General features: G+C 67.8%; 22 protein-coding genes. 6 read left to right on the forward strand and 16 right to left on the reverse strand.

The features are described 5' to 3' along the window. The first annotated feature begins 308 nt into the window (after window positions 1-308). A complete protein-coding gene (locus tag ACQP1O_RS39905; protein WP_433563446.1) occupies window positions 309-1193 on the forward strand; it encodes a helix-turn-helix domain-containing protein in 885 nt (294 codons plus the stop codon). 38 nt (window positions 1194-1231) lie between these two features. Here the strand turns inward: ACQP1O_RS39905 and ACQP1O_RS39910 are convergent, their stop codons facing one another. Together ACQP1O_RS39910 and ACQP1O_RS39915 are read right to left on the reverse strand one after the other, a co-directional pair. Then, entirely contained in the window at window positions 1232-2317 is a 1086-nt protein-coding gene (locus ACQP1O_RS39910) for a PLP-dependent cysteine synthase family protein (RefSeq protein ID WP_433563447.1), read from the reverse strand. After that, window positions 2314-2625 carry a DUF4229 domain-containing protein gene (locus tag ACQP1O_RS39915; protein ID WP_354851448.1) on the reverse strand — a complete coding sequence of 104 codons (312 nt, stop codon included), beginning with the start codon at window positions 2623-2625 and terminating at the stop codon, window positions 2314-2316. Before ACQP1O_RS39915 ends, ACQP1O_RS39910 begins: the two co-directional genes overlap by 4 nt. Window positions 2626-2876: 251 nt before the next feature. Between ACQP1O_RS39915 and ACQP1O_RS39920 the strand changes: the two genes are divergently transcribed. After that, window positions 2877-3110, forward strand: coding sequence for a BldC family transcriptional regulator (locus ACQP1O_RS39920; protein ID WP_051152909.1), 234 nt, complete (start codon window positions 2877-2879; stop codon window positions 3108-3110). 60 nt (window positions 3111-3170) lie between these two features. Continuing rightward, window positions 3171-3368, forward strand: a complete 198-nt coding sequence (locus ACQP1O_RS39925) for a hypothetical protein (protein WP_433563448.1) — start codon at window positions 3171-3173, stop codon at window positions 3366-3368. A gap of 92 nt (window positions 3369-3460) precedes the next feature. Here ACQP1O_RS39925 and ACQP1O_RS39930 read toward each other — a convergent pair whose 3' ends face one another. Next, a complete protein-coding gene (locus tag ACQP1O_RS39930) occupies window positions 3461-3862 on the reverse strand; it encodes a Dabb family protein (protein ID WP_433563449.1) in 402 nt (133 codons plus the stop codon). Between the two features lie 110 nt (window positions 3863-3972). On the opposite strand from ACQP1O_RS39930, the gene ACQP1O_RS39935 reads away from it, so the two are divergent. Then, window positions 3973-4599 carry a TetR/AcrR family transcriptional regulator gene (locus ACQP1O_RS39935; protein WP_433563450.1) on the forward strand — a complete coding sequence of 209 codons (627 nt, stop codon included), beginning with the start codon at window positions 3973-3975 and terminating at the stop codon, window positions 4597-4599. Here the strand turns inward: ACQP1O_RS39935 and ACQP1O_RS39940 are convergent. Further along, window positions 4587-5165 carry a TetR/AcrR family transcriptional regulator gene (locus tag ACQP1O_RS39940; RefSeq protein WP_433563451.1) on the reverse strand — a complete coding sequence of 193 codons (579 nt, stop codon included), beginning with the start codon at window positions 5163-5165 and terminating at the stop codon, window positions 4587-4589. The two genes, ACQP1O_RS39935 and ACQP1O_RS39940, sit on opposite strands and share 13 nt — an antisense overlap. Window positions 5166-5255: 90 nt before the next feature. Between ACQP1O_RS39940 and ACQP1O_RS39945 the strand changes: the two genes are divergently transcribed. After that, entirely contained in the window at window positions 5256-5678 is a 423-nt protein-coding gene (locus tag ACQP1O_RS39945; RefSeq protein WP_433563452.1) for a hypothetical protein, read from the forward strand. Window positions 5679-5739: 61 nt separating this feature from the next. Here ACQP1O_RS39945 and ACQP1O_RS39950 read toward each other — a convergent pair whose 3' ends face one another. From ACQP1O_RS39950 to hemL, 7 genes are all read right to left on the reverse strand, one after another. Then, window positions 5740-6930 (reverse strand): Rieske 2Fe-2S domain-containing protein, encoded by a 1191-nt coding sequence (locus ACQP1O_RS39950; protein ID WP_433563453.1) that lies wholly within the window; start codon window positions 6928-6930, stop codon window positions 5740-5742. Between the two features lie 166 nt (window positions 6931-7096). Beyond that, window positions 7097-8086, reverse strand: coding sequence for a c-type cytochrome biogenesis protein CcsB (ccsB, locus tag ACQP1O_RS39955; protein ID WP_433563454.1), 990 nt, complete (start codon window positions 8084-8086; stop codon window positions 7097-7099). Next, window positions 8086-9705, reverse strand: a complete 1620-nt coding sequence (gene resB / locus ACQP1O_RS39960) for a cytochrome c biogenesis protein ResB (RefSeq protein WP_433563455.1) — start codon at window positions 9703-9705, stop codon at window positions 8086-8088. The genes ccsB and resB overlap by 1 nt, the downstream gene beginning before the upstream one ends. A gap of 1 nt (window position 9706) precedes the next feature. Further along, window positions 9707-10531 carry a cytochrome c biogenesis CcdA family protein gene (locus ACQP1O_RS39965; protein ID WP_433567950.1) on the reverse strand — a complete coding sequence of 275 codons (825 nt, stop codon included), beginning with the start codon at window positions 10529-10531 and terminating at the stop codon, window positions 9707-9709. A gap of 5 nt (window positions 10532-10536) precedes the next feature. Next, the gene (locus tag ACQP1O_RS39970) at window positions 10537-11172 is read right to left on the reverse strand and encodes a TlpA family protein disulfide reductase (protein WP_433563456.1); all 636 of its coding nucleotides are present in this window, start codon (window positions 11170-11172) and stop codon (window positions 10537-10539) included. After that, complete coding sequence (locus ACQP1O_RS39975; RefSeq protein WP_433567951.1) at window positions 11169-11774, reverse strand: histidine phosphatase family protein; 606 nt, start codon at window positions 11772-11774, stop codon at window positions 11169-11171. Before ACQP1O_RS39975 ends, ACQP1O_RS39970 begins: the two co-directional genes overlap by 4 nt. Before the next feature lie 665 nt (window positions 11775-12439). Further along, window positions 12440-13777: a glutamate-1-semialdehyde 2,1-aminomutase gene (gene hemL / locus ACQP1O_RS39980; protein ID WP_433563457.1), complete on the reverse strand. Its 1338-nt coding sequence runs from the start codon at window positions 13775-13777 to the stop codon at window positions 12440-12442. A gap of 551 nt (window positions 13778-14328) precedes the next feature. Between hemL and ACQP1O_RS39985 the strand changes: the two genes are divergently transcribed. Further along, the gene (locus ACQP1O_RS39985) at window positions 14329-14676 is read left to right on the forward strand and encodes a hypothetical protein (RefSeq protein WP_433563458.1); all 348 of its coding nucleotides are present in this window, start codon (window positions 14329-14331) and stop codon (window positions 14674-14676) included. 102 nt (window positions 14677-14778) lie between these two features. Here ACQP1O_RS39985 and ACQP1O_RS39990 read toward each other — a convergent pair whose 3' ends face one another. From ACQP1O_RS39990 to hemB, 5 genes are all read right to left on the reverse strand, one after another. Further along, window positions 14779-15003: a hypothetical protein gene (locus tag ACQP1O_RS39990; protein ID WP_433563459.1), complete on the reverse strand. Its 225-nt coding sequence runs from the start codon at window positions 15001-15003 to the stop codon at window positions 14779-14781. Between the two features lie 83 nt (window positions 15004-15086). Then, entirely contained in the window at window positions 15087-15323 is a 237-nt protein-coding gene (locus ACQP1O_RS39995) for a hypothetical protein (protein WP_433563460.1), read from the reverse strand. Continuing rightward, on the reverse strand, window positions 15323-15889 hold the full coding sequence (locus tag ACQP1O_RS40000) for a hypothetical protein (protein WP_433563461.1): 567 nt from the start codon (window positions 15887-15889) through the stop codon (window positions 15323-15325). Before ACQP1O_RS40000 ends, ACQP1O_RS39995 begins: the two co-directional genes overlap by 1 nt. Window positions 15890-16166: 277 nt before the next feature. Next, window positions 16167-16679 (reverse strand): hypothetical protein, encoded by a 513-nt coding sequence (locus tag ACQP1O_RS40005; protein WP_433563462.1) that lies wholly within the window; start codon window positions 16677-16679, stop codon window positions 16167-16169. A gap of 22 nt (window positions 16680-16701) precedes the next feature. Further along, on the reverse strand, window positions 16702-17679 hold the full coding sequence (gene hemB / locus ACQP1O_RS40010) for a porphobilinogen synthase (RefSeq protein WP_433563463.1): 978 nt from the start codon (window positions 17677-17679) through the stop codon (window positions 16702-16704). Window positions 17680-17815 lie beyond the last annotated feature (136 nt).

Consider the following 17815-nt stretch of genomic DNA (forward strand, 5'->3'; position numbering starts at 1 on the left):
ACGTTGACACTTGCGGCGCGTCAACGAAAATTGACACGATCGGAAAGGCGTTCGCCGTCAGCTGACATCACGTGACGGCCGGGAACGGGGACCGGAGAGCGGGAGTCGTTCAGTCCCAGGGAATGAACGGCGCGTAGTCGCGCACACCATCCGCGGTTCCCGCCCCAATTCGACCCCAGTTTTGTTGTTGTTTCAAACTATTGGAGCAGAACGGAAGGCCGCACCGCCCACACCCCAGGGATCGTGCGGGTATCCGTCGGCCACCGCGCATGTACTGACGGCCATACAAGTAAGGTCTGCCTAAGTAAATGGATGGAGTTCCCACGTTCGGCGAATACATTCGCCAGCGCCGCACCACCGCGAATCTCACGCGCCCCCAACTGGCCTGGCTGGCCAACCTCTCGGTCCCCTACCTGACCAAGATCGAGGGCGGGGCCACTCCGTCCCGGCGGGTCATCGAATCCCTCGGCACCGCACTGAAACTGCCGCCGGCCGAATTCGAGTATGCCCTGATGCTGGCCGAGGGGCCACTGCCGCGCCTCGAGGCCGACCACCCCACCCCCGCCGATCAGGAGTACCTGGATCTACTCAACCCGGCCATCGGGGCGTACATCACCGAACTCTGGGACACCGTCGCGGCCAATGCCGCACACCAGGAGTACTTTCCGGAACTCACACCCGGGGTGAACTACCTGGAATGGCTGATCTTCAATCCGATCTCGCGCACCGTCATGGTGAATTGGGATACCGAAGCACGAATGGCAACCGGTCGGTTTCGTATGCAGCTGGCGCGCAGCGACAATGACGAGCGCGGCCGCCAGATCCTCGAGAAGTGCCTCAGCGATCCGGATTTCGCGCTGCTGTGGCACTCCGACACGGTCGCCGTCGAGCGCACCGATCTCACCAAGCTGGTGCGCGAGCCGCACACGCTCGCCATCACGGAGTTGCGCATCAATATGTGGCGCACCCAATCGAGCCTGCAATCGTGGCTCCTGGTGCTCGGCGCCACGGTTGATCGACCGACCGCGGTGACCCGCCCGGTGGTCCGTCAACGCCCCGAATCGTCAAGGCCTATTAACGCCTCCGAGGGCCCCGCGACCCCGTCGAGACGCGCGAAAAACGCTGTGCCCGCTAACGATCCGAGCCCAACCAAACCATTTCGGCAAATAAGTAGCAATCTTTTCGATGGGTGATCAACCGACATCAGCCGACCCGTCGTGCCGTGCGAAAACTATCCCGACCAAGTACCGGTGGCGATGAATTCGGTCAGCACCGCAGTGGGCTCGGTCAAGCTCAGCCCCTGGTCGGCAACCCATTCGTCATTGAAATAGGTTCCGGCATAACGGTCTCCGCCATCACAGAGCAGCGTCACCACACTGCCGGTACGGTCCGCGGCGATCATCTCGGCAATCAGGGCAAAGGCCCCCCACAGATTGGTGCCCGTGGACCCGCCCACGTGCCGGCCCAGCACCGAGCTCGCGTGCCTGGCCGTCGCCACCGAGGCCGCGTCGGGCACCTCGATCATGCAGTCCACGATGCTCGGCACGAATGACGGCTCCACCCGCGGCCGCCCGATGCCCTCGATCCGGGACGGCATTCCGGTCTGATAGTGCAGGTCGCCGACCTCGTAGCCGCCGTAGAAGGCCGAGTTCTCCGGATCCACCACGGCCAGCCGGGTCGCGTGGCGCTTGTAGCGCAGGTAGCGGCCGATGGTCGCGCTGGTACCGCCGGTCCCCGCGCCCACCACGACCCACTCCGGCACCGGGTGCGTCTCCAGAGTCATCTGCTGGAAGATGGATTCGGCGATGTTGTTGTTACCTCGCCAGTCGGTGGCCCGCTCGGCATTGGTGAACTGGTCCATATAGTGGCCGCCGGTCTCGTCCGCCAGACGCGCTGCCTCCGTATAGATGTCGGGCGCGCGTTCGACCAGGTGACAGCGGCCGCCCTGAGCCTCGATGAGCGCCAGCTTCTCCGGCGAGGTCCTGGCCGGGACCACGGCCACGAAGTCCAGGCCCAGCATCCTGGCGAAATACGCCTCACTGATGGCCGTCGACCCCGAGGATGCCTCCACCACGGTGGTGCCCTCGGTCACCCAGCCGTTGCAGATGGCGTACAGGAACAGCGATCTCGCGAGGCGGTGCTTGAGACTGCCGGTCGGATGGGTGGATTCGTCCTTCAGATAGAGCTGGACGCCCCACTCCGGCGGCAGGGGGTAGCGCAGCAGATGGGTGTCCGCGCTGCGCTGAGTGTCGGCGTCGATGAGCCGGACCGCATTGTCGACCCAGTCCCTGGGTGCGCTGCGATCGCAGCGTTTCACTGCTCGTCCTTGCCCTGCAGTCTCGACATCAGCTGGTCACGGTCCCGGCGGCGCTTGGCGTCCACCGCCGCGATGTCCTTGTTGACCTGGGTACGCAGCTTCTTGAACAGCAGCAGCGACAGCGGCATCGCGATGAGCAGCCCGAACAGCAGGGCCACGATGAGCGGGATGGCCACCTTCACGACTGCGGCCACACCCATGATGATCGCGGTGATGACGGCGACCAGCCCGAGCCGGGCCACCGTGTAGATAGCCAAACTGCGCGCCAGGCGGCGGCCCGCACCTTCGGGCCGGGTTGCATCACTCACGCAGAACAGCGTAGGTGACGGGGGTTCGGGCGCTGCCGCGACCCTCGTCTGGCCGAAAAACCAATCCGACCAGCCCGTATGTCGCTGGTAATTCGCTGCATCAAGGCCAAAAGTGACCGTAAACACATAACGGATATCCGTTTTGTCTATTACTTCCCCTTTACCAAAGCGAGACCGTTCGAACACCCAGGGGGTGCAGTGCAACGATGTCGCTACTGATGAGGGATCTGTCGAAACGGAAAGGTTTGCGAATGACTGCGTTCACCGCGGCGAGCCGCGCATTGGGTTCCGTCAACGGCCAGGACACTCTGCTGACCCCAGGCCAGGTCGCTGCCCTGTTCCACGTCGATCCGAAGACCGTGACCCGGTGGGCTCACGCAGGTCGGCTCGGCTCCCTGCGGACTCCGGGCGGCCACCGCCGGTTCCGCGAATCAGAAGTTCTGCAACTCCTGCGGTCCCTCACCACCGAGGCCACCCGCGTGTAACACCTATTTCCCGCTTCAGGTGCCGCGGGTACGCACTCGGATTACCCTCGTTGTCAGGAGGTGAGCGACGTGACGTACCTGTTGGCACTCATCGCGGTAGTGGCCATCGCGATGCTGTGCTGGAAGGCGTTCGGACCCCAGCGATCGGCCGGCACCGGCTCAGCACCCGCCAGGCGCAACCGCGTTATCGGTCCCGAAGATGATCCGGATTTCCTCGCAAAGCTCTCCCGGGAGCATCGTGACGGCGAATCCACCTGAATGGCCGAAGCTCGCCAACCAGATAGCCATATAGACAGATGTGACCGTCCCCCGCGGAACCGCACCAGCGGACCCACGGGGGACGCGTCGTCTCAGGCGAAGGCCACCTCGGGGATGGTGGCCATGAGCTCCTCCCATTCGGGATACATCTCGACCTTGCGCAGATGCAGCGCCTTGATCTTGTCGGACAGCTCCGGGTCCGGATCATCCGAAATATCCGGGCCGATCACCAGCTTCGCGAAATGCGGCGCGATCTCCGGATCCCCGGCCAGGTGCACCGGGTCGTGCAGATACCGCTCCAACGCGGCCAGATCCTCGATACCCACACAGTAGGCATGCGTGAGGCCCTCGGCCGGATCCCCCAGGCTCTGCCCGACCGTCGCGAAACTCACCGACTCCACCGACGCGGTGCGGCGCATGGCCGCGAGCACCTCGGCCCGCTGCTGCTCGGTGGACTCTTCGCGGAATCGGAACCGCAGGACGTGAACGATCATGCCAACTCCTTCATTTGAACTTGCTGGTTCAATATTTCGAACCAGTCGATTCAGTAGACATGATTGAACCCATGAGTTCAATAGGACGAACACGCCGGTAAGATGACCGGGTGACCACAGCGAAGGCGAGCCGCGGCCGCATCGACAAGCGGCAGGCCATTCTCACGGCGGCCCTGACGGTTTTCGCGCGACGCGGCTACGCCCAGGCCTGTGTGCAGGAGATCGCCGACGCGGCATCCGTCGCCAAACCGACGGTCTACAACCACCTCACCGACAAGGAAACGCTGTTCCGCGCGGCGATGTCGGCGGCCGCGGACGCGGTCGGCGACCAGGCCCTCGGCGCGCTCGAACCGCTACGCGAGCCCGGCGACGAGCTGGCCGCGGCCTTCGGCGAGACCGCCGCGCTGCTGCTGCGGGCCTGCTCGGACGAACGCGCGCTCGCCCTGCACCGGCTCACCTACGCCCAGGCGGGCGGCTTCCCCGATCTGGTCGATACCGTCCTGGACCGCACCACGATCCGGCTCCGCGACGCGCTTGCCGACCGGCTGGCCCGGCTCGCGCTGGCCGGACGGCTACGCCACAGCGACCCTGCGGTCGCCGCCGAGCAGTTCCTGGCGCTACTGAGCGGTCCGCTGGAAGCGCGCTCGCGCCAGGGCAATCGGGCCGTCGCCGCGGCCGAACTCCGGGCCGTCGCCGATGCGGCCGTGGATACGTTCCTGCGCGCCTACCGCCCCTGAGCGCCCGGCGCGAAGCGGTGGCGGACGAGATCCATTGCGGCGCGCGACATTCGATCGAAGGGCTCGATCTCGCCCGCGGCGCGGCAGAGCACGTGGGCGCCCTGCAGCAGGGTGAGCAGGGTGGTAGCCAGGTCCGCAGCGGTGGCCGGGTCCGCGCCGGCGGCGGTCAGTCGCTCGGCGAGTGTGGTTGTCCAGGAATCGAATGCGGTGGCGGCCACGGTGCGCAGGTCGCCGCTGTCGGGGTCCACGGTGACGGCGGCGACGGCGCAGCCCGCGCCGTCGGCCGAGGCGGCCACCACCGGGCGGACCAGAGCGAGGAAGGACTCGACGAGAGCCACCGGGTCGGGGGCCGGTAGCGCGGCCAGATGCCCGCGCACCTGGTCGCCGTTGCGGGCGGCGGCCGTCGCCACCAGCTCGGCCTTGCCGCCGGGGAAGTGGTGGTAGATCGCGCCGCGGGCGGCGCCGCTGGCGTCCAGGACCGCGGTGAAGGACATGCCCGCGACGCCCTTCTTCTGCAGCGCGTCGATGGCCGCGTCGATCATCCGATCCCGCGTGGTCGCCGCCATTTTTCCTCCCACCGTTGACTAGTACGGCCATCCTAGTACACACTCGACTCGCTAGTACGTACGTACTAGCACTCGAGAACGGAGAGCCCAGTGCCCATCACCGTGACCGCACCGCGCGGCGCCCTCACCGCCCGCGGCGAACGCGAGATCCTGCCCGCCCTCACCGCGGCCCTGGCCGAGGTCAGCGGCGGCGCCGGCAATGACTTCTTCACCGGAATCATCGGCGGCAGCGTGCATCTGCTGCCGCCGGAGGACATCTACGCGGGCGGCGAGAACCGGCCGATCGTCATGGTCGAACTCAAGCTGCCCAATATCGGCCTGCCCGACCCGGACGCCCGCGCGGCCTTCATCAGCGCGGCCACCGACATCGTCGCGGGGCTCACCACCGCAGGCCATCGGCGCGAGGACATCTGGGTCAATATCCTCAATGCCCTCGACGGCGCCTGGGGCATCGGCGGCCGCGCCTACACCGGCGAGGCACTGATCGCGGCGGTCACCGCGGCCGCCAACTGACGACGGTCCGGGCGGGTGCGCAGTACCGCGCCCGCCCGGACCGTCCCGAACCCGATCCCCGTCAGTGGCTGACGGCGTCCTCTTCCGCCTTGCGCCTGAGGTTTTCGGCGACCTCCGCCTCCCACGCCTCATTGGCCTTGGTGGTGTCGACCTCGAACTCGAAGCGCTGCACCGACTTCGGGTCGATGTCGGCGACGTCCACGTAGAACTGCTCGTACCAGCGACGCAGCTGGTAGACCGGCCCGTCCTCCTCGGTCAGCAGCGGATTCTCGATCTTGGACTTGTGCTTCCAGATCTCGACGTCCTGCAGGAAGCCCTCACCGATGCCGACGGTCATCTTCTTCGCGATCCGATCGGCCGAGGCATCGTCGATGCCCTGCGGCTTGCGCACCGACATGCCGTACTGCAGCACGAACGCGTCCTGCGAGATCGGGTAGTGGCAGTTGATGAGCACGGTCTCGAGCTCGAAGCCGCTGTAGTTGTTGACGAGCGGATTCACCATGTAGGACGGCCCGAAGTACGAGGCCACCGACTTCAGCGTCGAGTTGCCGCCGTACTGCGTGGCCATGCCCTTGTCCGGGCGCGCCGTGGAGTCCAGGAACTGGGTGGCGACGTGGCCCTCGAAGACGTTCTTGAAGAACGTCGGATACGCGTAGTGGATGTAGAAGAAGTGGGCCATGTCCACGACGTTGTCGATGATCTCGCGGCAGTTGGAGCCCTCGATCACCATGGACTCCCAGGTCCACTCGGTCCAGCCGTCGGCGAGCCCCTCGGTGCCCTTGCCCTCGGCATCGGTGTACGGGCCCTCGATGTAGGGGATCGTCACCTCGTCCGGCGGCGGGTTGCCCTCGTGGTCGTGCCACACGTAGAGCTGGTCGTTGCGCTCCAACGTGATCCACGACCGCGTCCGTGCCAGCGGCGGCACCCGCCGCGCATACGGAATCCCGGTGCACTTCCCATTGCCGCCCCAGCGCCAGTCGTGGAACGGGCAGGCGATGGAATCACCCTTGATCTCACCCATGCTGAGGTCGCCGCCCAGGTGCCGGCAGTAGGAGTCGAGCACGTGCAGCTCACCCTTGCTGTCGGCGAAGATCACCAGCTTGGTCCCGAATGCGGAGACCTGATGCGGCTTCCCGTCCCGGAACGACTTCGCGAGCCCGAGGCAATGCCATCCGCGTGCGTACCGCGTGGGCGCCTCGCCCACGTCGATCTCCCGCACCTTCCGAACCCGACTCTGCGGCGCCACTGCCATGACGAGCCCCTTCACTAAAACTAGAACGTGTTCTAATCACGGTCGCTTAATACGGTACAGCCCCTGAGCACCGATCGGAAGCTCCCGGAAAAAGAAGAAGGCCCCGGCACTGAAACGTGCCGGGACCTTCCGAAACCCATTGGGCCAGTTCAGGACGCCTCTCGGGTCAGTTCAGACCCGCGTACGAATGCAGACCGCTGACCACGATATTGATGATGAAGAGGTTGAAGAGCATGGCCACGAAACCGGCGATATTGATCCAGGCGGCCTTGGTGTCACGCCAGCCGGAGGTGGCACGGGCGTGCAGGTAGGCGGCGTAGAGGACCCAGGCGATGAAGGAGCAGGTCTCCTTGGGATCCCAGCCCCAGAACCGGCCCCAGGCCGCCTCGGCCCAGATCGCGCCGAGGATGACGCCGGCGCCGAAGATCGGGAAGCCGATGATGGTGGTGCGGTAGGCGAGCCGGTCCAGCAGCTGGGCGTCGGGAAGGCGGCGGGCCAGCTGGCCGAGGATGGTGTCCGACTCCGCGCCCGCGGGCTGCCAGAGCCGGAACAGGAACAGCAGACTCGCCACACCGGAGACCAGGAAGACGCCCGAACCGATCGACACCACGGTGACGTGCACCGGCAGCCAGTAGGACTTGAGGGCCGGGACCACGGGGGCCGCGTCCACATGCAGCTTGGTGCCCGCCAGGAACAGCAGGATCAGCACCGGCACCAGCAGGAACGACCACATGCCGCGATAGCGCTGGTCGCGCAGCAGTATCAGGCCGAGCAGCACGGCCGCGCCGGTGGCCATCGAGATGAACTCGAACATATTGCCCAGCGGGAAGCGGTGGGTCGCGAAGCCGCGCAGCACGATCGAGACCAGGTGCACGCCGAAGCCCACGAACAGCACAGCGAAGGCCATGTTGCCCAGACGCTCCGAGAAGGGGCGCTCGCCCCCGCGCGGCTGCACCTTGCCGGGCACATTGGCGGGCGGCTCGTCGACGATGCCGGAACCGCCTCCGGACGTCACCAACTGGCGGGCGGCGGCCGTCGGCACCGTGCGGGTGAGGGCGAACTGCCAGACCAGCATGATCCAGACCAGCGCGTAGATCACGATGGCCGACTTGAACGCGAGATCGCTGTAGGAGGCGATGTTCTCGTCGATCGGCATTACTTCTCTCCCGTCAGCAGCCGCTCACGCAGGCGGTCGAACTCGCCGCCCCACCCGGCCTGGTCGGTGCGGGCCAATCCGCCCATTTCTACTACGGTACGTCGTACCCCGTCGGTTTCGGTACCCGGGTACACCCGCAACCAGATGCGCCGGCGCTTCACAAGCAGCGACACCAGCAGGCCCGCCATCATGGTCAGCGCCGACACCAGCACCCACTGCTGTGCCGGATCGTGCGAAACCTGCAGGTTCACAAACTCTTCCGCGCCGTCGAAGGTGACCTTGGTGCCGTCGGACAGGGCCGCGGACTCGCCGGGCTTCAGGTTCACCCGCTGTTCCTTCACCAGGCGACCCTGCTTGATCATCTCCGGGTCCAGCGCGAACAACGACTGCGCACGGCCGGTGTCCAGGCCGGTATCACCCTGGTAGATGTCGATCGCCACCGCGGGATCCTTCATGGCCGGATACATGGAGGTCAGCAGCTGCCCGTGCATGAGCGCGGTCGGCGCGAACAGGCCCTGGATCGCGACCTGATGCTTGCGGCGCTCCTCCTCGTTCGGATACATGCCGCCCGGCGGATCGATGCGCAGCACACCCGAGGACAGGAAGGTGGTGGCGTCGTCCGGCTTCCACTGGATGGCCTCGGTGCGGGTCTGGCCGTTCGGGAAGGTCACCGTGAACTTGGGCGCGAAACCGTGGCCCTGCAGGTAGACCCGGTCGCCGGCGACCCGCAGCGGATGGTTCACCTGGATGGTGGTGTCCCGCCAGGTGTCGGAGTTCAGGTCCTTACCGGTCTGGTACTGGATGTTCGAGGTGAACATGGAGGCCTGGCCGTTCTGCAGGTAGTCGGCCCGGAAGTCCTTGACCCGCACACACATCGGCGTCAGGCCGGTGCCGTCGTTCACATTGCCCGCACGGAACGAGTCGAACACCGCGGGCGAGGTGGTGCAGAAACCCGGGCCGTCATTGGCGAGCACGACCACATTGCCCTCGTAGCCGAACAGCTTGCCGACCGCGATCGCCGCCAGCAGGCCCACCAGCGCCAGGTGGAAAACCAGGTTGCCGAGCTCGCGGGTGTAGCCCTTCTCCGCCGAAAGGGTCAGTTCCCCTTCGCGATCGCCCGGCTGCACGACCGTGCGCCAGCCGCGCATCTGACCGCGAGCCCGCTCGATCACCTGCTCCGGGGTGGCCGCCTCGGTCCCCGACCAGTGATGCGGCAGGCGAGACAGGTTGCGCGGCGCCTTGACCGGCGGCGTCCGCAGCGCGCGGTAGTGGTCCACACAGCGCGGCAGGATGCAGCCCACCAGCGAAATGAACAGCAGCACATACACGGCCGTGAACCAGAAGCTGGAGAACACGTCGAACAGTTGCAGCCGGTCCATCCACGGGCCCAGGGTCGGCCGGTTGCGGATGTAGTCGTCGACCTTGCCGGCGTTCAGACTGCGCTGCGGCAGCAGCGCGCCCGGGATGGCGGCCAGGGCCAGCAGGAACAGCAGCATCAGCGCGGTGCGCATGCTGGTCAGTCCGCGCCAGGTATTGCGCAGGACGCCGAGTACGCGCCGCAGCGGCGACTGACGCGGCGGACGGACGGGGGCGCTGGGGGTTTCGATGGTGGCAGTCATGTCAGATCGGCAGGGTCACATTCGAGACGAAGGCGTCGCGGACCCAGGAGACGAACTGGTCCCACGCCCCGGTCACCAGGGCGATGCCGACGGCCACCAACAGCAGACCGCCCATCACCTGAATGGTGCGGGAATTACGGCGCAACCAGCCGACGCCGCGCAGCGCGGTCGCCGAGCCGAAGGCCAGGATCACGAAGGGCAGGCCAAGGCCCAGGCAGTAGGCCACGATGAGGGCCACACCGCGGACCGCGGTGGTGCCCTCGGTGCCCGCCGACACCGCCATCACGCCCGACAGCGTCGGACCCAGGCACGGTGTCCAGCCGAGCGCGAAGACCGCGCCCAGCAGCGGAGCCCCGATGAGGCCGCTCAGCCGGCGCGGCTCCATTCGGGTGTCGCGCTGCAGCGCCGGAATGAGACCGATGAACGCCAGGCCCATCACGATGGTCACCACGCCGCCGATGCGCTGCAGCAGATCACGATTGACGTTCAGCACCTGGATCGCGCCGAACACGGTCGCCGAGGCCAGCACGAACACCACGGTGAAGCCCGCCACGAACAGGCCCGCCGCGCCCGCCACCCGCAGGCGCGCGGAATTGCGGCCCGCCACAGCGGTTCTGGTGGTCCTGGCCGATTCCACCGTCACCGGCGGGGCCTCCGCGCCCACCACACCGGCCAGGTACGACAGGTAGCCGGGCACCAGCGGCACCACGCACGGCGAGGCGAACGACACCAGACCGGCGAGCATGCACGCGCCCAGCGCCAGCAGCAGCGGTCCGGTGGCGGCGGTCTGCTGGAACGAATCCCCCACGCTCGCCAGGTAGGTCACGTGGTTCACGCCTGCTCCTGCGCGAGCTTGTCCACCACCGGCTGCAGGTCCTCCGCCAGCAGGGCGCGCAGGAACACCGCCGCCACCCGGTGCTGCTTGTCCAGCACGATGGTGGTGGGAATGACGCTGGTGGGGAACTTGCCGCCGAGCGCGAGCAGGCTGCGCATGGACGGGTCGTAGATGGAGGGGTAACCGACCTTGTTGTCGGTCACGAAGTCCTGGGCCTTGTCCTTCTGGTTGTCACGGACATTGATGCCCAGGAACGCGACACCCCTGTCCTTGCTCGCCTCGTAGACCTGTTCCAGCGCGGGCGCTTCCGCGCGGCACGGGCCACACCACTGGCCCCAGATATTGAGGACGACGACCTTGCCGGGGAAATCGTCCACCGACGTGGTCTTGCCGTCGTGCAGCAGATCCGGGCCGGACAGCTTGCCGATGGTGCCGCGCGAGGACGGCGGATCGTAGAAGATCTCGGTCTTGCCGCCCGGGGAGACGAAGTCGAAGGTGCCGCCCTGGGCCACCGCGTCCTTGCCCGCCGTCGAACACCCGGCGAGCACGGCCATCACACTCACACCGGCCAGCAACGCCGCGACCCGGCGCAGCGGGCGGCGGGCGGGCCGGGACGCGATGGCGCGGCTCATGCCCCGGTCACCTTGGGATCCGAGGTGCCCGCCGGCTCCGAGTAGACGATGTCGATCAAGGTATCGCCCTGGTAGACAAGCGAAGTCAGCGAGGCGAGCGAGCACTGGCGGTGCCGCGGGTCGTGCCAGAGCCGCTGTCCCTGCAGGAAGCGGCGCAGCGTCCAGACCGGCAGCTGATGCGAGACCAGCACGGCCTCCCGGCCGGCGGCCTCCACCCGCGCCTTGTTCACCGCGGCCAGCATGCGGTGCGCGATCTGCAGATACGGCTCACCCCAGGACGGCGTGAACGGGTCGCGCAGCTTCCACCAGTGCCGGGGCTTGCGCAGCGCGCCGTCCCCCGCCGAGACCCGCAGCCCCTCGAAGGTATTGCCGGCCTCGATCAGATTGTCGTCGGTCCGGATCACCAGACCGTGGCCCGACGCAATGGGATCCGCGGTCTCCTGCGCCCGCTGCAGCGGCGACGCCACCACCAGCGCGATGTCGTGATCCGCCAGCGACCGCGCCACGGCCTGCGCCTGCGCCCGCCCGGTCACCGACAGCTGGAACCCGGGCAGCCGGCCGTACAGGATGCCCTTGGGATTGTGGACCTCGCCGTGCCGCATGACGTGCACGATCGTCTCGAGATCGCTCGCCACATCACCCGGCAGGATCAACCCGCCCGTGGTGCCGGAGGCCACGCCGGCACCGGCGACAGCCTCATCCGAATCGTCCGCGGCCGCGAATTCCGTGCCCGATTCACCGGGTTCACCCGCATCGGGATCGATCTCGACCACGATCTCGGACGAGAACGGCGCAACCGGCGCAGCGGATTCACCCGCATCGGTGTCATCCGCATCCGTTTCGGACCCGGCAGTGGTAGCGAACTCCTCAGCCGCGGACACCGCAGCCTCGACTACCGGCGTGGTGTCATCGGACGCGCTTTCGGCGGCGCGCTCGTCCTCGGCAGCACCGGTGCCGATCGCATCGGCTGCGGCGTCCCGGGCCTCGGAAGCATCGGAGGCCGGGCCCGCCGCGCTCTGCGAGGCAGCGGCCGCGCCGGATTCGATTTCCCCGGCAGGGGATTCGACAGCGGCTACTGCACCGGAAGTGTCGGATTCCGTTGGGGCGGAAGCGGGTTCGGCCGGGGAGACGGCGATGTGTTCGCCGGTTTCGGCCAGTTCCTCTTCGGCCTGACGGATCGAGTCCAAGAGGCGGGTGGCCTCGGCGGCGGAGAGGGGAACCTCGTGTTGGGTGGGTGCGGGTATGCCGGAGTCGGGGTGGGCGAAGCTCACGCGGCGGATCCTTCGGGGGTGGCGGCCGCCGCGGCGCGCGCGGCGGCGGGGAGGGCGGCGGCGATGCGGTCGAACGCGTCCTCGTCGAGGGCGGCCGAGACGAACCAGGCTTCGAAGGCGCTCGGCGGCGCGTACACACCGGCATCCAGCAGCGCGTGGAAGAAGGCTGGGAAACGCCAGGTTTCGCTCGCCTTGGCGGCGGCGTAGTCGGTGACCGGGTTCTCGGCGAAGAACACGCTCACCATATTGCCCGCGAATTGCACCCGGTGCGGGACGCCCTCGGCGGTCAGCGCCTCGGTCATGAGCGCGCCCAGCCGTTCGGCGTTCTTGTTCAGCGTCGCGTACACCTGCTCGTCCGCGGCACGCAGCGTGGCCAGGCCGGCGGCCACCGCGACGGGGTTACCGGAGAGGGTGCCCGCCTGATAGACCGGACCCAGCGGCGCCAGGTGATTCATGATGTCGGCACGCCCGCCGAACGCCGCGGCCGGCAGGCCACCGCTCATCACCTTGCCGAAGGTGTACAGATCACCGGCCACGCCGTCGATGCCGAACCAGCCCGAGTGGCTCACCCGGAACCCGGTCATGACCTCGTCCATGATGAGCAGCGCGCCGTGCTCGGTGGTGAGCCGGCGCAGCCCCTCGTTGAATCCGGCCACCGGCGCGACCGCGCCCATGTTGCCCGCCGCGGCCTCGGTGATGACGCAGGCGATCTCACCCGGGTGGGCGGCGAATGCGGCGGCCACCGCGTCGAGATCGTTGTAGGGCAGCACGAGGGTGTCGGCCGCCTGAGCACCGGTCACGCCCGGCGAGGTCGGCAGGCCCAGGGTGGCCACGCCCGACCCGGCGTCGGCCAGCAGCGCGTCCACGTGCCCGTGGTAGCAGCCGCTGAACTTGATGATCTTGCCGCGCCCGGTGAAACCGCGCGCCAGCCGGACCGCGCTCATGGTGGCCTCGGTGCCGGAGTTCACCAGCCGCACCCGATCCACCGGCGCGACCCGGCCCGCGATGGCCTCGGCGAGCTCGATTTCCGCCTCGGTCGGCGCGCCGAAGGACAGCCCGCCCGTGGCCGCCCGCTGCACCGCCTCGACCACCGCCGGGTGCGCGTGCCCGAGAATCATCGGGCCCCACGAACACACCAGGTCCACGTAGTCGTTGCCGTCGGCGTCGGTCAGCGTGCAACCGCGTGCGGAGGCGATGAACCGCGGCGTGCCGCCCACGGAGTTGAACGCACGCACGGGCGAATTCACGCCACCCGGGATGACCGCCGCGGCGCGTTCGAAAAGTTGGGCTGAGACCGGGACCGACACCTGGCTCACACGCGGAGAAGAACTCACGGCACCCAGTCTCTCAGCCGCCCCTGCCCCCGTCGACGACAGGGTGTAGTCGAGTGGCCCTTCCCACAGCCAACCCGCCATCCTCGCACCCCGTGACGAACACCGCATCCCGAAGGCTGCCGGGTCACCCACCCCGGCTGCCCGAGCCCACGATGCCGGTACCGCCTCGGCCGAACTCCCCGCGGCATCGGCCGAACCATCGGGCGGCCCGACGCGACGATGGTGAACGGCCTGATGCCGGGTCCGCCGAGTGCGGAGAGACCGTCGCGACCGCTACCGGGCACGCGAAAACCGATGGCGGTTCATCCGCTGGCCGGCGGGCAGCACATACCCGCCAGTCCCCGCCCAGCCCGTGGCCGCAGGACCCCGAATTGCAGTGCGCGGACTCCGATGTGGCTCGCTGGGACGGTGGGGCAACACGCCGGAGTCCAGTTTCGTACAACGTTATTCGCTACATGATTGCTGGTGCGTAATGTCTCGACGCAGGAGACAGCTCGGAAGAGAGGGCGGGACGTATGCGGGTCATTCGAATCGGGGTTGGGATCGTCGCGGTGACGGCCGGGCTCGCCGCCGGGGCCGGAGTAGCGGCAGCGGCGGTGCCGGTGGTGCAGATCGATCAGGGGCGGGTGGGGGTGGCGCTGTCCCACAGTGAGACCGCCGCGCTCGCCGATGGCCCCGTGCCTGCGGTGATCAGCATGGTTGTGCCACTGAACCGGATGGGGGCGGGCCTGCAGCCCGACACCACCATCTACAAGGACGACAAGGGTGGCGTGCACGCCTCGCTCCGCCAGGTGATCGCGGAGGCCGCCGATCATCCCGACGGCAACATCGCGATCTTCCTCGATCTGCCGGGCAACCGAGGAGGACGTGTGCTGGATATTTACCAGAACTGGGGCTGAGGCTTTCTCTCACGTATGACCAGGTCCTCGCGTAAGCGGGGCTGACACCTTTTTCCGCAGCGGAGACGGCGGCGCGGTCTGCGGTCGCGCCGCCGCGACCCGTTACGGGAGCGGAATCCCCAGGCAGAACGCCGCCCATCCGGTGGACAGCAGGCAATTCAGCTGGGGCGATAGTAGGTCTTGCCAGGACACCGCGACCGCGTGTGACTGGTAATCCGGGACGGCATCGACCGGAGCGGCGGCGACCGGAGCCACCGCCGCGACGCCGACGACCCCCGTGGCCAGCACCGCGGTGGCGATGCGTTTCACGAGATCTGTGCGCTTCATGCCCATGATTCTCCGCGCGCGCCCGGACGCCTCCAAGGCGAATCCGGACTTCGCACCCCCTTGCGCGGCGTGGCGCGAAAAGCTCAGCGCGCGAGCCGAACTGCCCGCGCCACCACGTCGATCAGCGCCAGCCCGGACATGATGGCCAGCACCGCGCACCCCGCCAGCCAGGGCGCGATGTACCGCGTCGCGGTGAACGCGGGCGCCTCACCCTGCGACTTGAAGACAGTGGTGCGAATCCCGTTGTGCCAGCACCACACCGCCGCCACCACCAGCACCGGTACCAGCACGAACTCGGCGAATACGGTCAGCCATCGCATCACAGCGCTTCCTTCCGCTCGTCGTCCGACCCGCGCTCGTCATCGGTGCCAGGCTCGTCATCGGTGCCAGGGTCGCCATCGGTACCGCGCACCCGCTCCAGCGCGGTCGTCAGCTCGGCGCGCAGCGTGACGTGATCCCGCGCCCACGCCTGCACCAGCCGCCCATCGGTCAGCTTCAGCCCGATTCCCTTGCGCCGCCGCGGTACTCCGGTCAGCTCGCCCAGCGCCCGCGCCGACTGCCAGTCCTCATACTCCCAGGACTCCTCGTCCTCCTCCGGCAGCACCACGGCGATGTCGCGCAGCGGCACCACCTCCGTGCCCTCGCGCAGCTGCTCCGGCGTCAGCTCGACACTGATGTGCCGCTTGCCCGCCACCACCTGCAGCCACACGAATCCGGCCAGCAGCACCGCGCAGAAGACCAGCCCGAACCAGTGGATGGCGCCGCCCCGGATCACCTCGATGACCAGGATGATCGTGCACAGCGCGGGTCCGTAGGCGATGGTCCGCCAGCGCGCACCGGGCTCGGAGAACAGCACGGCCCCGGGGGTGTTGATGGCCTCACTCATAGGTCGAGCGTAAAGATCGTGGATTCGCTCAGCGGGCCAGGCCCGGAATCAACAGCACGGCGAGGGTGAGCAGCCCGAACAGAAACAGCAGACTCAGCACCAGCACATCGCGCCGCAGGCTGTGCGGCTGCTGGATCACCACTCGCATCGTTGCCTCCGCCTTCCCGGAGCCGAATGCGCCATGACACAACGTATGACGACCGGCACTCGGTTCCCGAATTCTCTGTGACTGCCCTCACCATACCCGCTAGTACGCTTGTCACAAACTCAGGCGTACCTACTGCGGTCCGGGACGGAAGAATGCCTCGGATTCGCTTCGATAGCACAGGAATACGGCCCCGCCCGCCAGCACCGCCGCCACGATTCCGGCCCCGCCGGCGACCAGCGCGGCCGCACCCTCCTTGACCCCGATGCCGAACAGCGTGCCCGCGGCGCCGAGCACCAGGAAGACGCCGAACCCGGTGAGAAGCGCTCGCGCCCAGGCCTTTCCGCGTCCCAGCTGGTACACCACGGCCACTCCGGCGCCGGTGAGCACCAGCCAGAACAGGCCGACCAGGACGAATACGATTGCCATCCAGGCCTGTACCTGTGTCAGCGTGACGGCCGGCTGCTGCTCCTTGACCTGGTCGAACATCTGCTGCGCCAGTTCCTGCCGCTGCCCGAACTGCGTCACCAGCGAGGCGATCAACTGCACCAGCCCGACAGCGAATGTGGCGTACCAGAGTTGGCAGGCGGTGCGCACGTCTTCCGGAGCCGGGCGCGAAATACCCGGCGGAACCATCGGATTCACGATCGGAGCTACTCGGTCACGCTCACGACAGCCAGTGCGCGGCCTCGGTGGCCCAGTAGGTCAGCACCATGTCCGCGCCCGCGCGCCGGATGCTGAGCAGCGACTCCAGCACCGCGCCCTTGCGATCGATCCAGCCGTGCTGGGCGGCCGCGGTGATCATGGCGTACTCGCCGGAGATCTGATAGGCCGCCACCGGCACCGTGGAGCGGTCCGCGACCTCGCGCAGAATGTCCAGGTACGACATGGCGGGCTTCACCATGACGATGTCCGCGCCCTCGAGCAGATCCAGCTCCAGCTCACGAATTGCCTCGCGGCGGTTCGCCGCATCCTGCTGATAGGTGCGCCGATCCCCCTGCAACGAGGAGCCGACGGCCTCCCGGAAGGGACCGTAGAAGGCCGAGGCGTACTTGGCCGCGTAGGCGAGGATGCCGGTGTCGGAGTACCCGGCATCGTCCAGGCCCGCACGGATCGCGGCCACCTGGCCATCCATCATGCCGCTGGTGCCGAGCAGGTCCGCGCCGGTTTCGGCCTGCGCCAACGCCATTTCGACATAGCGGGTCAGCGTGGCGTCGTTGTCGACCGCGCCGTTGTCGTCGAGCACACCGCAGTGGCCGTGGTCGGTGAACTCGTCGAGGCAGGTGTCGGCCATGACCACGGTCGATCCGCCGACCTCGTGCACCAGCGCGCGCAGGCCGCGGTTCAGGATCCCGTCCGGATCGCTGGCGGCACTCCCCTGCGCGTCCTTGTCCTCCGGCGTGGGCACGCCGAACAGCATGAGCCCGCCCACGCCCGCGGCCACCGCTTCCACGGCCGCCTTCCGCAGCGAGTCCATCGAGTGCTGGAAAACGCCTGGCATGGAGGAGATCTCGTGCGGTTCACCGATCCCGTCGGCGACGAACATGGGCAGAATCAGATGCCGCGGTTCCAGGCTGGTCTCGGCGACGAGCCGGCGCATGGCGGGAGTGCGGCGCAACCGCCGAGGGCGGTCCATTCCGGTCATGTTCGCATGATATGCCCGCCGCTCGACCCGGGTGCGCGCACCTCCGCGGCCGGGCCGGGCCGCACCGCCACGGCCATCGGGTCGCATCGCCAAAGTCATTGTGAGCAGCCGATTTTGTCGGTGGGGGCGGGTAGAA

The sequence above is a fragment of the Nocardia sp. CA-151230 genome, from assembly GCF_050942175.1.
In the GTDB taxonomy this organism is placed as follows: Bacteria; Actinomycetota; Actinomycetes; order Mycobacteriales; family Mycobacteriaceae; genus Nocardia.

Coding starts and splice junctions, on each gene's coding strand:
- ACQP1O_RS40000 (WP_433563461.1), bottom strand. CDS start 15,889: ATGAGTGAGGCCATCAACACCCCCGGGGCCGTGCTGTTCTCCGAGCCC.
- ccsB (WP_433563454.1), bottom strand. CDS start 8,086: ATGCCGATCGACGAGAACATCGCCTCCTACAGCGATCTCGCGTTCAAG.
- ACQP1O_RS39990 (WP_433563459.1), bottom strand. CDS start 15,003: ATGAAGCGCACAGATCTCGTGAAACGCATCGCCACCGCGGTGCTGGCC.
- ACQP1O_RS39920 (WP_051152909.1), top strand. CDS start 2,877: ATGACTGCGTTCACCGCGGCGAGCCGCGCATTGGGTTCCGTCAACGGC.
- ACQP1O_RS39950 (WP_433563453.1), bottom strand. CDS start 6,930: ATGGCAGTGGCGCCGCAGAGTCGGGTTCGGAAGGTGCGGGAGATCGAC.
- ACQP1O_RS39940 (WP_433563451.1), bottom strand. CDS start 5,165: ATGGCGGCGACCACGCGGGATCGGATGATCGACGCGGCCATCGACGCG.
- hemB (WP_433563463.1), bottom strand. CDS start 17,679: ATGACCGGAATGGACCGCCCTCGGCGGTTGCGCCGCACTCCCGCCATG.
- ACQP1O_RS39975 (WP_433567951.1), bottom strand. CDS start 11,774: ATGCGGCACGGCGAGGTCCACAATCCCAAGGGCATCCTGTACGGCCGG.
- ACQP1O_RS39970 (WP_433563456.1), bottom strand. CDS start 11,172: ATGAGCCGCGCCATCGCGTCCCGGCCCGCCCGCCGCCCGCTGCGCCGG.
- ACQP1O_RS39905 (WP_433563446.1), top strand. CDS start 309: ATGGATGGAGTTCCCACGTTCGGCGAATACATTCGCCAGCGCCGCACC.
- ACQP1O_RS39995 (WP_433563460.1), bottom strand. CDS start 15,323: ATGCGATGGCTGACCGTATTCGCCGAGTTCGTGCTGGTACCGGTGCTG.
- resB (WP_433563455.1), bottom strand. CDS start 9,705: ATGACTGCCACCATCGAAACCCCCAGCGCCCCCGTCCGTCCGCCGCGT.
- ACQP1O_RS39930 (WP_433563449.1), bottom strand. CDS start 3,862: ATGATCGTTCACGTCCTGCGGTTCCGATTCCGCGAAGAGTCCACCGAG.